General features: G+C 61.2%; 16 protein-coding genes. 11 read left to right on the top strand and 5 right to left on the bottom strand.

Annotated features, from left to right (window positions below):
* Positions 1–122: 122 nt before the first annotated feature.
* A complete protein-coding gene (gene hisS, locus ACCD05_RS18475; RefSeq protein ID WP_209232777.1) occupies positions 123–1724 on the bottom strand; it encodes a histidine--tRNA ligase in 1602 nt (533 codons plus the stop codon).
* 137 nt (positions 1725–1861) lie between these two features.
* On the opposite strand from hisS, the gene ACCD05_RS18470 reads away from it, so the two are divergent.
* The 5 genes from ACCD05_RS18470 to ACCD05_RS18450 all read left to right on the top strand — a co-directional run bounded on the left by ACCD05_RS18470 (position 1862) and on the right by ACCD05_RS18450 (position 4113).
* A complete protein-coding gene (locus ACCD05_RS18470; RefSeq protein WP_413394487.1) occupies positions 1862–2617 on the top strand; it encodes a hypothetical protein in 756 nt (251 codons plus the stop codon).
* Positions 2618–2682: 65 nt separating this feature from the next.
* On the top strand, positions 2683–2961 hold the full coding sequence (locus ACCD05_RS18465) for a BrnT family toxin (protein WP_413394485.1): 279 nt from the start codon (positions 2683–2685) through the stop codon (positions 2959–2961).
* Positions 2924–3238 carry a BrnA antitoxin family protein gene (locus ACCD05_RS18460; protein WP_413394483.1) on the top strand — a complete coding sequence of 105 codons (315 nt, stop codon included), beginning with the start codon at positions 2924–2926 and terminating at the stop codon, positions 3236–3238. The genes ACCD05_RS18465 and ACCD05_RS18460 overlap by 38 nt, the downstream gene beginning before the upstream one ends.
* Positions 3239–3287: 49 nt before the next feature.
* Positions 3288–3662 carry a hypothetical protein gene (locus ACCD05_RS18455; protein WP_413394481.1) on the top strand — a complete coding sequence of 125 codons (375 nt, stop codon included), beginning with the start codon at positions 3288–3290 and terminating at the stop codon, positions 3660–3662.
* 73 nt (positions 3663–3735) lie between these two features.
* Positions 3736–4113 (top strand): DUF305 domain-containing protein, encoded by a 378-nt coding sequence (locus ACCD05_RS18450; protein WP_413394479.1) that lies wholly within the window; start codon positions 3736–3738, stop codon positions 4111–4113.
* A 64-nt stretch (positions 4114–4177) separates the two neighbouring features.
* Here ACCD05_RS18450 and ACCD05_RS18445 read toward each other — a convergent pair whose 3' ends face one another.
* Complete coding sequence (locus ACCD05_RS18445) at positions 4178–5227, bottom strand: aldo/keto reductase (RefSeq protein ID WP_413394477.1); 1050 nt, start codon at positions 5225–5227, stop codon at positions 4178–4180.
* Between the two features lie 329 nt (positions 5228–5556).
* Between ACCD05_RS18445 and ACCD05_RS18440 the strand changes: the two genes are divergently transcribed.
* The 4 genes from ACCD05_RS18440 (at position 5557) to ACCD05_RS18425 (ending at position 8726) form a co-directional block, all read left to right on the top strand.
* Positions 5557–6900: a pilus assembly protein TadG-related protein gene (locus ACCD05_RS18440; protein WP_413394475.1), complete on the top strand. Its 1344-nt coding sequence runs from the start codon at positions 5557–5559 to the stop codon at positions 6898–6900.
* Complete coding sequence (locus ACCD05_RS18435; RefSeq protein ID WP_245205341.1) at positions 6900–7430, top strand: TadE/TadG family type IV pilus assembly protein; 531 nt, start codon at positions 6900–6902, stop codon at positions 7428–7430. Before ACCD05_RS18440 ends, ACCD05_RS18435 begins: the two co-directional genes overlap by 1 nt.
* Positions 7430–7957 carry a TadE/TadG family type IV pilus assembly protein gene (locus ACCD05_RS18430; protein ID WP_112944574.1) on the top strand — a complete coding sequence of 176 codons (528 nt, stop codon included), beginning with the start codon at positions 7430–7432 and terminating at the stop codon, positions 7955–7957. The genes ACCD05_RS18435 and ACCD05_RS18430 overlap by 1 nt, the downstream gene beginning before the upstream one ends.
* 64 nt (positions 7958–8021) lie before the next feature.
* Positions 8022–8726 carry an HAD family hydrolase gene (locus tag ACCD05_RS18425; protein WP_413394473.1) on the top strand — a complete coding sequence of 235 codons (705 nt, stop codon included), beginning with the start codon at positions 8022–8024 and terminating at the stop codon, positions 8724–8726.
* Between the two features lie 12 nt (positions 8727–8738).
* Here the strand turns inward: ACCD05_RS18425 and ACCD05_RS18420 are convergent, their stop codons facing one another.
* Positions 8739–9239 (bottom strand): hypothetical protein, encoded by a 501-nt coding sequence (locus ACCD05_RS18420; RefSeq protein ID WP_413394471.1) that lies wholly within the window; start codon positions 9237–9239, stop codon positions 8739–8741.
* Positions 9236–9865 (bottom strand): DNA-3-methyladenine glycosylase I, encoded by a 630-nt coding sequence (locus ACCD05_RS18415; RefSeq protein ID WP_413394469.1) that lies wholly within the window; start codon positions 9863–9865, stop codon positions 9236–9238. Before ACCD05_RS18415 ends, ACCD05_RS18420 begins: the two co-directional genes overlap by 4 nt.
* 212 nt (positions 9866–10077) lie before the next feature.
* Here ACCD05_RS18415 and ACCD05_RS18410 point away from each other — a divergent pair, with 212 nt between their 5' ends.
* Together ACCD05_RS18410 and ACCD05_RS18405 are read left to right on the top strand one after the other, a co-directional pair.
* Entirely contained in the window at positions 10078–10821 is a 744-nt protein-coding gene (locus ACCD05_RS18410; protein WP_413394467.1) for a L,D-transpeptidase, read from the top strand.
* Positions 10822–10944: 123 nt separating this feature from the next.
* Positions 10945–11616, top strand: a complete 672-nt coding sequence (locus tag ACCD05_RS18405; protein WP_112979939.1) for a L,D-transpeptidase — start codon at positions 10945–10947, stop codon at positions 11614–11616.
* 102 nt (positions 11617–11718) lie between these two features.
* Here ACCD05_RS18405 and ACCD05_RS18400 read toward each other — a convergent pair whose 3' ends face one another.
* Positions 11719–12156 carry a hypothetical protein gene (locus tag ACCD05_RS18400; RefSeq protein ID WP_112979938.1) on the bottom strand — a complete coding sequence of 146 codons (438 nt, stop codon included), beginning with the start codon at positions 12154–12156 and terminating at the stop codon, positions 11719–11721.
* Between the last annotated feature and the right edge of the window lie 15 nt (positions 12157–12171).

The following is a 12171-nucleotide window of genomic DNA, read 5'->3' as shown; positions in this document are numbered from 1 at the left end:
GGGGAGATCGGCCAGGTTCATCCGCTCGCTCCACATTCACTGTTTGGCGCAAGCCGCGCAACACATCGATCTCCCTCCTTGTGGGGGAGATGTCCGGCAGGACAGAGGGGGGTATTCCCCGCTCAAACATCAGAGGCTCGCTTGCGATCTTCCGCCTGCGCCGCCAGGATTTCCTTCACCTTGGCGACCAGATCGGCCTCCTTGACCGTTTCCTGCGCGACACGGGCCTCGCGCCACGAGGCGTTGTCCTCGATCTCGCCGGAGAGGCGCTTGCCCTCGATCAGGTCCTTGATCTGCACGACGCCCTCGGCGCGCTCGTCACCACCCTGGATGATGGCGACGGGGCAGCCGCGGCGGTCGGCGTATTTCAGCTGGTTGCCGAACTTCTTCCAGTTGCCCTGGTACATTTCGGCGCGGATGCCGGCCTGGCGGAGTTCCTGGGTGATGCGCTGGTAACGGCCCATGGCCTCGACATCACCATCCATGACGGTGACGAGGACGGGTTCGACGACTTCGCTCTGGCCGAGCTTGCCGAGGTTCTTCAGCGCCGTCATCAGGCGCGAGACGCCGATGGAGAAGCCCGTGGCCGGAACCGGCTGACCCATGAAGCGGGAGACCAGACCATCGTAACGACCGCCGCCGCCGACGGAACCGAAGACAACCTTCTCGCCCTTCTCGTTGGTGACGTCGAACAGGAGCTCGGCTTCGTAGACCGGGCCGGTGTAGTATTCGAGGCCGCGGACGACGGAGGGGTCGATCTTGATGCGATCTGACTGATAGCCGGCCGCCTCGACCAACTGCCAGATTTGCTTGAGCTCGAAAACGCCTTCGACACCGGTTGGTGAATCTTTGAAGTTGTTATGCAGAGTATCGAAAATCGCACCCCGAACAGCCTTTGGACCGTCGATCTCAACTCCAGGCACTGGGTTCTGCACAAGCGGATGCGAGTCCAAAGCTGCTTCCGCGCTTTGCAGAATACTCATAAACCCGAGCAACTTGTCTATCTGACCCTGCTCAAGACCAACACCCTTGGTGAAATCGCCTGATTCATCCTTACGGCCGGGGCCGAGCAGGAGAGCCACGCCCTCGGGGCCGAACTTGTCGAGCTTGTCGATGGCGCGGAGCACGTTCAAACGCTGGGCGGCCTTGTCGTCGCCGCCGAGGCCGATCGCTTCGAGAACGCCGTCCAGAACCTTGCGGTTGTTGACGCGGATGACATAGTCGCCGCGCTTGATGCCGAGAGCTTCCAGCGTGTCCGACATCATCATGCACATCTCGGCATCGGCCTGCACGCCGGGCGCACCGACGGTGTCGGCGTCGAACTGCATGAACTGGCGGAAGCGGCCGGGGCCGGGCTTCTCGTTGCGGAAGACATAGCCGGCGCGATAGGTGCGGTAGGGCAGCTGGATCTCGTTGAAGTTTTCCGCGACATGGCGGGCGAGCGGCGCCGTCAGGTCGTAACGCAGCGACATCCACTGCTCGTCGTCATCCTGCAGCGAGAAGACACCTTCGTTCGGACGATCGGCATCGGGCAGGAACTTGCCGAGCGCATCGGTGTATTCGAAGAGCGGCGTTTCGACAGGATCGAAACCATAATGCTCGTAGACTTCGCGGATCTTCGCGGTCATCTCGTTGACGGCGCGAATATCGGCCGCCGAGCGATCGACGAAGCCGCGGGGAAGTCTGGCCTTGAGCTTTTGTGGTTTCTTCTGCTTGTCGTTCATTTCCAACGTCTTCCGCTCAGTGTGACAGTGGCGGTTTCCTAGCGGAAAGGGCCGGATGCGGCAAGGGCGAAGGCCCTTGATCCGGAAGACAGAATCGATTGAACGAGAGAGAATGGATCGAATGGCGGAGCTATATGATGATCGCTGAAGCACTCCTCTACGCCGCGACCGTCTGGCGGACACAAAAGGCGCACCGCAAATACGTCCGCTACTCCGTCAATCTGTGGTCGCGCGCCAATCGTTGCAGCCGGCAGTGGGCGGAGCATGAGGAGAATACGAGGCGGGCGATCCTTGCGGCCATGGCGGGCTGCAAGCAGCGGCGGACGGCTGTGGTGCTGGGTTCCGGCTTGTTGCGCGACGTGCCGATCCGGGAGCTGGCGGCCAGCTTCGATACCGTCGTTCTGATCGATCTCGTGCATGTCGCGACGGTGAGGATGAAGATGCGCCGCAAGGCCTATCGCAATATCCGGCTGATCGAGCGCGATCTCTCCGGTTATGACGCGCTTGCGGCCGGCGAGACGCCGGAGCCGCTGGGCTTCCTGCGCAATGTGCCCTATCTCGACCTCGTGGTTTCGGCCAATCTGCTCTCGCAGATCGGGCGTGGGGTGCAGCGGCGGTTCGAGGCCGAGCGGGAGCGGATGCCTGCCGATACGGTGGAGCAGTTGATTGCGGCGCATCTTTCTGGCCTCTCGCGCATGCCGTTCAAGAGTTGTCTTGTCACAGACGTCTCCTATGCGGTGATCGATCGCAACGGAGAGACCCACGAGGAGAGCGACCTGATGCACGGGGTCGCGGTGCCAGAGGCGCGGGCGGCGTGGGCTTGGCCGGTGGTGCCGATAGGCGAGGAAAGCCCGGATTACCAGGTGATCCATCAGGTGATTGCCGCCTGGTGAATTGCAAGATATCGTGATGCGATCAAAGATTTATTGTATCACTTTTATTTTGCGATATCGTATCGATGAAGATCGTTTGGGATGAGCCGAAACGTGTGCGCAATGCTGCAAAGCATGGGCTGGATTTTCGCGACCTGGATGAGGATTTCTTCGCGGCGGCGTTGATCCTCGACGCCAGGAGCCCGCGGCTGAAGGCCGTGGGTGTCCTGATCGAGGATGTGATCGCCGTCGTTTTCGCTGTTCTCGGGCGCGAGGGAATTTCCGTCATCTCGATGCGCCGGGCAAGCCGCCAGGAAAGGAGGCTCTATGAACAATTCCAGTCGAAAGATGCTCGGCCTCACTGACGAGGAAGAGGCCGCGATCCAGCGCGGCATTGCCAAGGACCCCGAGAACCCCGAATGGACCGAAGAGGACTTCAAGAAGGCGCGGCCCTTTGCCGAAGTCTTCCCGGAGCTTGCCGAGAGTATCCGGCGTTCGCGAGGGCGGCCGGCGGTGGAGAGCCCGAAGCGGCAGATATCGCTGAGGCTCGATCCCGATGTGATCGACGCCTTCAAGGCGACCGGCAAGGGTTGGCAGGGGCGGATCAATGATGCGTTACGCAAGGCCGCCAAGCTCGATTAGTGCCGCGCGATGTCTTGGCAGCGGTGGCGGGCTTGCCTATGTTTGGCCGATGCGGCTTTTCTCTCTCGCGACGATGATGCTGGCCTGGCTGACCTACGGAACGATGTTCGCGTGGGCGGGATGCCCGATGTGCGCGTCGATGAACCAGCCCGCCGCTGTCGATATGGCTGCCGGCAAGCCGCATCATCATATGTCTGGCATGGAGATGGGCGAGACCGTGAAGGTTTCGGCGCCGGCGAAGAACCCGTGTGCTGACGGAGGCATGGCGCATATGCCGCTCTGTTCCGCCTGTCTGGTCGTGCCCGTCGACGTGATCGTTCATGCCGATGGCAAGCAGGCGTTTTCCTATCCCTCGCCGGCGATCGCGCTCGCCTTTCCCGGCGCGCGGCCGGCGCCTCAGGCGCCCCCTCCCCGACTGATCTGACATCAAGCCCCTGAGAAACGCGGCACGATCAGCCGCATCGGACTTTCATTGCCAGACTGAGGAAGGAAATCCCATGTCTTTCAAACTACTCGCTCTCACCACTGGCCTCATCGCCGGCCTCTCGTTCATCGCTCTTCCTGCAAGCGCGCAAGACAAGCCGATGGATATGGACATGAGCATGCCGATGGGCGACCACAGCCCGTCCAGCCATGCTTTTTCCGAGGCCAACAACAAGATGCACAAGGACATGATGATCGAATATAGCGGCGACGCCGATATCGACTTCGTGCGCGGAATGATTGCTCATCACCAGGGGGCGATCGACATGGCCAAGGTGGAGCTGCAATACGGGAAGGATCCCGAGATGCGCAAGCTGGCGGAGGGCGTGATCAAGGCGCAGGAGGCCGAGATCACCGAGATGCAGGCGTGGTTGAAGGCGCACGCCAAGTAAGACCGCCTCCGCGGTTATATGCTGGACGCCGGGTTTACCTCGGCGTCCAGTCTTGCAATGGCGCTCAGGCCTTCGGCTCGAACGGCGCGGGGCGGCGGCCGGTGCCCTGGCGGGCGAGCATCCAGCCGGGATATTCGGGGGCCAGTTCGCTCACCTCGTCCAGCTTCTTCAGGTCATCGGCATCAAGCTTCAGTTTGACGGCGGCGAGGTTCTGGTCGAGCTGTTCGATGCGCTTGGCGCCGATGATAACAGTTGTCACGAAAGGCTTGGCCAGCACATAGGCGAGCGCTACGGTGGCAACACTGGCGCCGTACTTTTCGGCGATCTCGCGCATGACGGCAACGCAGGCCCAGGCGCGGTCCTTGTCGACAGGCGGGAAGTCGAAGGCGGCGCGGCGGCCTTCGCCGTTGCCGGGCGCGCCGGGGCCGTATTTGCCCGACAGCAAGCCGCCGGCGAGCGGCGACCAGACCATCAGGCCAACCTTTTCCTCGTTCATCATCGGCACGATGTCGCGCTCAAGATCACGGCCAGCGATCGAGTAATAGGCCTGCACGGTCTCGAAGCGGGCAAAGCCGCGGCGCTCCGAAATCCCGAGCGCCTTGGCGATACGCCATGCCTGCCAGTTGGAAACGCCGACATAGCGGACAAGGCCGCGCGAGACGAGATCGTCCATCGCTCTGAGCGTCTCGTCGATCGGGGTGACGCTGTCTGTTCCGTGGATCTGGTAGAGATCGATATGATCGGTCTGCAGGCGCTCGAGGCTCTTTTCGACCGAATCCATGATGTGTCCGCGCGAGGCGCCGCGATCGTTCGGCTTGTCGCCCATCGCGCCATAGACCTTGGTGGCGATGACAACGTCCTTGCGGGCGACGCCGAGGTTCTTCAGCGACTGGCCGAGCAGCTTTTCAGACTCGCCGAAGGAATAGACGTCGGCGGTATCGATGAAATTGACGCCTGCCGAAAGCGACCGTTCGACGATCGCATCGGCCGCCTTCTGGTCAACATCGGCGATGGCGCCCCACGGGCTTTTGTCGTCGGCGGCGCCGAAGGTCATGGTGCCCAGGCAGATTTCGGAGACGAACAGGCCGGTATTTCCAAGCTGGTTGTAACGCATGGTCAAACGTTTCCTTGTGAGGACCGCCGTGAAGCCGGCGGAGGGAATGATCCCGGTTCTATGATTTTTGGGCGGCGCAGCGCTGGCATGGCCGCGCCTGCCGCAGGCATGAACCCATCAGACATAAGTTGCGCGCGCTCGGTTTCAACGGCTCACGCGATACGCAGGGGTTGCGGCAACATAGGTCGCTCGCAACTCATTGGCGCACAACCGTGATTGCACCCAACAATTCTCGCTCTTAGTGATTGTATTTGCTGCGTTTTCCGAGCGGATTCATAAAATTCTAATTGATACCCACCTAAACAATCCTCGCAGATGCGGGGGCAATCATGACATTCTTGGTTCAGCTTGTGAGTTCACTGCTGCGCAACAAGCGCGGCAATGTGGCGATGATCGTCGCGCTGCTGTTCGTGCCAATGGTCTTGGCCGGTGGCGCCGGGGTCGATCTCGCGCGCTATGAAGCCGTGCGCGTGGAAATGCAGGATGGGCTGGATCGCGGCGTGCTCGCGGCGGCGTCGCTGTCGCAGAAGCAGAAGACCGCCGACGTCCTGAAAAGCTATATGAACAATCTCGCCTACGGCGCCGACGTGGCCATCGACTTTTCCGAGGCGACGGCGATGAACTCGCGCAAGATCTCCGCCAACGCCTCCTATACGATCAACACCGCCTTCATGCATCTGGCCGGCGTCAAGACGTTGACGATCAAAACGGCGTCGAGCGCCGAAGAGGCCAAGCAGAATATCGAGCTGTCGCTGATGCTCGACATGTCGGGCTCAATGGTGGGCAGCAAGATCAAGAACCTGAAGATCGCCTCGCAGCAGTTTATCGACCAGATCCTGACCGACGACACCAAGGACTATACGACGATCAGCGTCGTGCCCTATGCGGGCCACGTCAACGTGGGTTCCGCGGTGTTCGACAAGCTCGGCGGCTCCCGCCTGACTGGCCAGTCGCAGCCGACCAAGGATCCGAATTACAAGGGGTCATGCTTCGAGCTCGACAATGCCGGCTTTGGCAGCGATGCGATCCCGAGCTTCAAGGCTCGGTCGAACCTGCCGATCTTCACGAACTGGAACTACAATACGACGGACAAGGAAAAGAGATGGTGGTGGTGTCCCGGCGAAGAGGACGCGATTACCTATTTCTCCAACGACGCGACCTATCTCAAGGCCCGGCTGAACGCGCTGCAGCTCTACGACGGCACCGGCACGCAGAACGCCATGCAGTGGGGCTACATGCTGCTCAATCCGGCCTCCTCAAGCATCGTCCAGGCGGCGATTGCGAGCGGGCAGATGTCTTCGAAATTCTCCAACCGCCCCTCAAGTTTCAGCGACGCCGATACGATGAAGGTGCTCGTCTTGATGACTGACGGCGTGATCACCGCGCAATTCCGCCCGAACGACTACAAGCGCTCTCCGGATCTCAGCCCGAGCAACTACACGATGTCAGGCAACACGGCGACCTACTTGAGCAATATCTGCACGACCGCCAAGGCGAAGGGCATCACCATCTTCACCATCGGCTTCGAGCTCGGCAGCGACACCACGGCGATCAACGCCATGAAGAACTGCGCGACGAGCTCCGCCCACTTCTACCAGGCCTCCGGCTCCGGCATCGGCGACGCGTTCAAGTCGATCTCGACATCGATCCGCAAATTGAGACTGACGCAGTGATGAGAGTGGGCTTTTTCAGTAGCGCGCGCCGGCTTTTCGGCGACAGCAAGGGAGCGGCGGCGATCGAGTTCGCCATTCTGGCGCCGATTGTCTTCGCGGTCATCTTCTCGATCTTCGAGGCTGGCTTCATCATGACGCAGTCGATCATGCTCGACCGTGCAGTCAGCCGCAGTTCGCGCGCGCTGCAGATCAACGGCGCCAAGATGAGCTATGCCGATTTCAAGGCTTCGGTGTGCAAGGAAGCGGTGATCCTCAGCGATTGCGTCAAGTCGATCCGCATCGAGTTCACACCGGTCACCAAGGCTTCGGACTTTCCGACGACGGGCACGCCATGCGTCGATCGCTCCGTCGCGATCGATCCCGTCACCAGCTACAATTCCGGCCAGCCGTCGCAGATCATCTTCACCCGCGCCTGTTATGTCGTCGATCCCTTGGTGCCGGGGCTCGGCTTCGGCCTGAGTTTCCCCAAGGACAACACCGGCGCCATCCAGCTGACCTCCAGCTTTGCCTTCGTCAACGAGCCGACCTGATGTTGAAGCACGCCTTTTCCCGCCTGATCCGCGAGCGCTCCGGCGCATCCGCTATCGAGTTCGCCCTTCTCGCGCCGATCCTGCTGTTCTTCTTTCTGGCGAGCATCACGGTGTTCGACATGTACCGGACCTACCAGAACATCGTGCAGGCCAATGGTATCGTCGCCGACGTGATCTCGCGCCAGACCTCGATCGACAATACCTTCGTGTCCAATCTCTACAGCGTCTTCACGCATCTGCAGCAGAACAGCACGGCCCCGATCGCGCTTCGGATCTCCAGCATCAAGAAGACCGCCGGCGTCTACAAGCTGGACTGGACGAAGGAGAGCGGCACGGCCGGCCTGCTCAAGGCGCAGGTTCTCAGCAGCTCGACGCTGCCGCAGCTGACGGATGGCGACTCGGTGATCTATGTCGAGGGTGCGGCCAGCTACACGGCGATGACCAGCATCATGGGCTTCGGCAGCATGACGTTCGCCGAGACCGCCTTTTCACGCCCGCGCTTCATCGGCGCCATCGTCTATCAGTGACGCCATCCCTTGCGGCGAAGGCGAGAGGCTCCTAATTGTTTTGAATGAACAAGAGGGTGCGCCCATGACGACCCGCACGCTGACCACGATCGGCTTCGATGCAGACGACACGCTGTGGCAGAACGAGCAATTCTACCGGCTGACGGAAACGCACTTCACCGAACTGCTCTCCGACTATGCGGAGGGCACGCTGGTTTCGGAGCGGCTGCTGGCCGCCGAGAAGCGCAATCTTCAGCATTACGGCTTTGGTATCAAAGGCTTCACGCTTTCGATGATCGAGACCGCGATCGAAATTACCGAGGGCAACGTGCCGGCTTCCGTCATCGCGCAAATCCTCGATACCGGCCGGGATCTGTTGTCACATCCGGTTGAGACGCTGCCCGAAGTGCGCGAGACGCTGGCCGCCCTTTCCGACCATTACCTGCTCGTGCTGATCACCAAGGGCGACTTGTTCGACCAGGAGCGCAAGCTGGCGCAGTCCGGCCTTGGCGATTTCTTCCATGCCGTCGAGATCGTTTCCGACAAGACGGCGGTCACCTATCGCCGCATCTTTTCCAAGATCGGCGGCGGGCCGGAGCGGGCGATGATGGTGGGGAACTCGCTGAAATCGGACATCGTGCCGGCAATCGCCGCCGGCAGCTACGGCGTGTTCGTGCCGCACGAACTGACCTGGGTGCTCGAGCATGTCGAGGAGCCGACGGAGGCGCCGCGCTTTCGCAAGATCGAACGGCTCGGCGAATTGCGCGGCGTGATCGACAGCCTCGGCTAATTTAATCCGTGTTTACTTGCGGGACGGAAAGAGCGGCGACGGCTTGCTGTCGTCGGCTGGGGCTGGCGCGGGTGTCGCCGGCGCGGCCGAGGCAGCCTGCGGTTCCACGAGAATGCTGTAGGGGGCGCCGAGGCCGCGCCTTGGCGAAGCCTTCGAATAATAGGGGCGGAGCAGCCAGGTGGCGTCCTGCTTGACCGTCGTCTGGAAGGTCTGACCGTCCTCGTCGGTGCCGAAGATCGCCTCGTCGTCAGGGGCCGCGAGATCGAAGATCGCGAGGAAAGCGAACTGGCTCTTCGTCGAGAAATCGATCTTCACATGCTGGCCGGCCTTGACGGGCAAGGTATAGACCTTGCCGTTGCCGAACTTCGTCCAGCCCTTCAGCTCCATCGTCGCTGCCGGAAACTGCAGCTTTTCCAGCCTTTCGCCGCGCTGCAGCTCGGGTGTCTGCGCCATGGCGGCGGGCGCGATCGCGCTTATGGCGATCGCCATTGCCATCAGTTTCAGTTTCTTCATGGACGTACCAATGCGTCGCGCATCGCCTCTACTTGGGGACGGCAGTAGCAGCCTTCGAGATGATCGTTGACGAGACCCATTGCCTGCATGAATGCGTAAACTGTGGTCGGGCCGACAAAGGTCCAGCCGCGCTTCTTCAAATTCTTGGATATGGCGACCGAGGTGGGCGTGGTCGGATTGGCCATGATCGTGGCGCGATCGACCACCTTGGGGCGTTCGTTATGACCGGGCTCGTAGCTCCAGAAATAATGCGCCAGCGAGCCGAACTCGTCGCGCAGCTCGATCGCACGCTTGGCGTTGTTGATCGTCGAAACGATCTTGCCGCGATGGCGGATGATGCCGGCATCGGTGACGCAACGCTCGACATCCTCATCCGTAAACACCGCCACCTTCTCGAAATCGAAGCCGGCAAAGGCCGCGCGGAAGTTCTCGCGCTTGCGCAGGATCGTGAGCCAGGAGAGGCCGGACTGGAAGCCTTCGAGGCAGATCTTCTCGAACAGGCGGATATCGTTCACGACCGGCCTGCCCCATTCCTCGTCGTGATAGCGCAGATAATCCGTCAGGTTGCCGTGCCAATGACAGCGGCTCTTGCCGTCTTCACCGATTGTAATGCCTGTCTCGCTCATCACGTTCCATTCGTTTCAGCGGCTGCGAATCCGGCTTTACCATTTGCAAACCCTGTTTCCAAACCGAACGATAACCCTGACGAAAAGTTTATGGGCCAGTTCGGCTTTTAGTGAACGCAGGTTTACCATTCGCTGGCGAGCGCGGTGGCAGCATGATCGGCAGGTGGCGGATGCCGCCCGTCCATTTTCGGCCATTGTAGAGAGTTCGTCCGATGATGAAATCCGTTTTGCTCGCCGCAGCCCTGCTCGGCGTCTTTTCCACGGCCGCCCTTGGCGACGACCGTTACGTATCCCGTCCGCCTGTCGTGCTGAGCCCCGATCTCGCGGCACCGTGGATCATGCAGCTCAGCGGCGGTAATGTTCGCCCCGTCGTCTATCAGCGCCCCGTCATCGTGCAGCAACAGCGCGGGCTGTTTGCTCCACGCGCCGTTCGTCGCGCGCCGGCAGCTCAACAAGTCTCGGCAATCAATCCCGGCGTTCCGGTGATCCGTGGCCAGATCGAACCGCAGTTCCTGCCGCAGATAGTCGACTACCAGACCAAGGAAGCGCCAGGCACCATCGTCATCGATACCAATAACCGCTTCCTCTATCTGGTCATGGCGAACGGCAAGGCGCGGCGTTACGGCGTCGGCGTCGGCAAGCCGGGCTTCGAGTGGGCCGGCGTGCACAAGGTGACCCGCAAGTCCGAGTGGCCGGACTGGACACCGCCGTCGGAAATGATCAGCCGCGAGGCGGCGAAGGGCCATTATCTCCCGGCGCGCATGGATGGCGGACCGGAAAATCCGCTCGGCGCGCGCGCCATGTATCTCGGCTCGACGCTCTACCGCATCCACGGCACCAATGCCCCCTGGACGATCGGAAGCGCCGTTTCATCGGGCTGCATTCGCCTGCGCAACGAGGACGTCGTCGACCTTTACGAGCGTGTCAAAGTGGGCACGCGGGTCATCGTGATCTGAATTTTCTTATGGCGGCAAGGACACACCTTGCCGCCTACCCCCGCATTTTCAGGGTTTCCAGCTTGAAATCCCGGTCGATTCCGTTAGCTTTGCCGGCGATCGTACCTTGAGAGGGAAATCGAAATGAAGAAAGTGTCTCTGCTCGTGGCGGCCGTTGCCGTTGCGATGTCGGGTATGGTGGCCGTTGCCAGCGCCGAGCCCGTGATGACGGCGACGGATGCCGTTCGTGGCGTCAAGCACAGCCAGCAGGTCAAGCCGCAATACAAGAAGCGCGTCGTCCGCCTCATCACCAATGAAGCGCCGGGCACCGTGATCGTCGATACGGTCAACAAGTATCTCTATCTCGTCGAAGGCCGCAACAAGGCCACCCGCTACGGCATCGGTGTCGGCCGCGAAGGCTTCGGCTGGTCGGGCGTGGTGAAGATCGGCCGCAAAGCTGAATGGCCGACCTGGACGCCGCCGGCCGAAATGCGCGCTCGCGAGGCCCGCGCCGGCCACAACCTGCCGGCCGTACAGCCGGGTGGCCCGGACAATCCGCTCGGCGCCCGCGCCATGTATCTCTACCAGGGCAACCGCGACACGATCTTCCGTATCCACGGCACCAACCAGCCCTGGACGATCGGCCTCAACCTGTCTTCCGGCTGCATCCGCATGGTCAATGACGACGTCGCCGATCTCTACGACCGCGTTCCCGTCGGCACCAAGGTCATCGTCGTCGGCCCCGGCAACAAGCAGGGCAATGTCGCCTTCGACGACCGCGGCATCGACGTTCTGAGAACGATCTTCGGCGGCTGACGCCGCACGCGTTAATAGTAAAGATTAGGACAGGTGGCCGGCTTGCTGGCCACCTTTTCTTTTGTTGTGCGAGAGAATGGGCCCGGTGCCACCCGGCCAATGCTACTTGGCGCCGCAGCTGACCTTGCCGTTGAAGGTTATCGGCTTGTCGCCGCCGTAAACCGTCATGTCATAGACACCCTGAAACGCCGTTGCGCCGTTCGGCTGCTCAGCAGAGACGGTGAGATTGACGCTCTGTCCACCGGCGGCCTTTCCACCATCGTAGAGAATTTCGAGACGCAACTCGCCATTGTGCGACCAGCGATTGCTCAGGCTATCGGAATCGATCGAGACGCGGCCGAGCGGCTGCGGGGCCGTCTCGTTCTTGATGATCAAGGCGCCCCTGAAGTGGTTGAGTTCATGACCGGGCTCGGCCTTGAACCCGCTTTCGACGGTGAAGCGGACGTTCTTGTCATCGGCGGAACAGAAGAAACGGCTGTCGGCGTGTGCGACTTCGGTGGCGCCAACAAGAGCGGTGAACGCCAGGAGGAAACGATGCATGCTTGAGCTCCAAAT

Origin of the sequence: Rhizobium sp. Rhizsp42 (genome assembly GCF_047304155.1) — a bacterium.
GTDB lineage: Bacteria > Pseudomonadota > Alphaproteobacteria > Rhizobiales > Rhizobiaceae > Rhizobium.
The sequence above is the reverse complement of the archived record's forward strand: the minus strand, read 5'-3'. Positions and strand labels throughout refer to the sequence as shown.

Excerpts from the sequence above, each read along its gene's own strand:
- ACCD05_RS18445 (WP_413394477.1), bottom strand. The coding sequence starts at position 5,227 with ATGCGTTACAACCAGCTTGGAAATACCGGCCTGTTCGTCTCCGAAATC.
- ACCD05_RS18425 (WP_413394473.1), top strand. The coding sequence starts at position 8,022 with ATGACGACCCGCACGCTGACCACGATCGGCTTCGATGCAGACGACACG.
- ACCD05_RS18465 (WP_413394485.1), top strand. The coding sequence starts at position 2,683 with ATGAAGATCGTTTGGGATGAGCCGAAACGTGTGCGCAATGCTGCAAAG.
- hisS (WP_209232777.1), bottom strand. The coding sequence starts at position 1,724 with ATGAACGACAAGCAGAAGAAACCACAAAAGCTCAAGGCCAGACTTCCC.
- ACCD05_RS18460 (WP_413394483.1), top strand. The coding sequence starts at position 2,924 with ATGAACAATTCCAGTCGAAAGATGCTCGGCCTCACTGACGAGGAAGAG.
- ACCD05_RS18420 (WP_413394471.1), bottom strand. The coding sequence starts at position 9,239 with ATGAAGAAACTGAAACTGATGGCAATGGCGATCGCCATAAGCGCGATC.
- ACCD05_RS18410 (WP_413394467.1), top strand. The coding sequence starts at position 10,078 with ATGATGAAATCCGTTTTGCTCGCCGCAGCCCTGCTCGGCGTCTTTTCC.
- ACCD05_RS18435 (WP_245205341.1), top strand. The coding sequence starts at position 6,900 with ATGAGAGTGGGCTTTTTCAGTAGCGCGCGCCGGCTTTTCGGCGACAGC.
- ACCD05_RS18440 (WP_413394475.1), top strand. The coding sequence starts at position 5,557 with ATGACATTCTTGGTTCAGCTTGTGAGTTCACTGCTGCGCAACAAGCGC.
- ACCD05_RS18400 (WP_112979938.1), bottom strand. The coding sequence starts at position 12,156 with ATGCATCGTTTCCTCCTGGCGTTCACCGCTCTTGTTGGCGCCACCGAA.
- ACCD05_RS18470 (WP_413394487.1), top strand. The coding sequence starts at position 1,862 with ATGATCGCTGAAGCACTCCTCTACGCCGCGACCGTCTGGCGGACACAA.
- ACCD05_RS18455 (WP_413394481.1), top strand. The coding sequence starts at position 3,288 with ATGCGGCTTTTCTCTCTCGCGACGATGATGCTGGCCTGGCTGACCTAC.
- ACCD05_RS18450 (WP_413394479.1), top strand. The coding sequence starts at position 3,736 with ATGTCTTTCAAACTACTCGCTCTCACCACTGGCCTCATCGCCGGCCTC.
- ACCD05_RS18405 (WP_112979939.1), top strand. The coding sequence starts at position 10,945 with ATGAAGAAAGTGTCTCTGCTCGTGGCGGCCGTTGCCGTTGCGATGTCG.
- ACCD05_RS18415 (WP_413394469.1), bottom strand. The coding sequence starts at position 9,865 with ATGAGCGAGACAGGCATTACAATCGGTGAAGACGGCAAGAGCCGCTGT.
- ACCD05_RS18430 (WP_112944574.1), top strand. The coding sequence starts at position 7,430 with ATGTTGAAGCACGCCTTTTCCCGCCTGATCCGCGAGCGCTCCGGCGCA.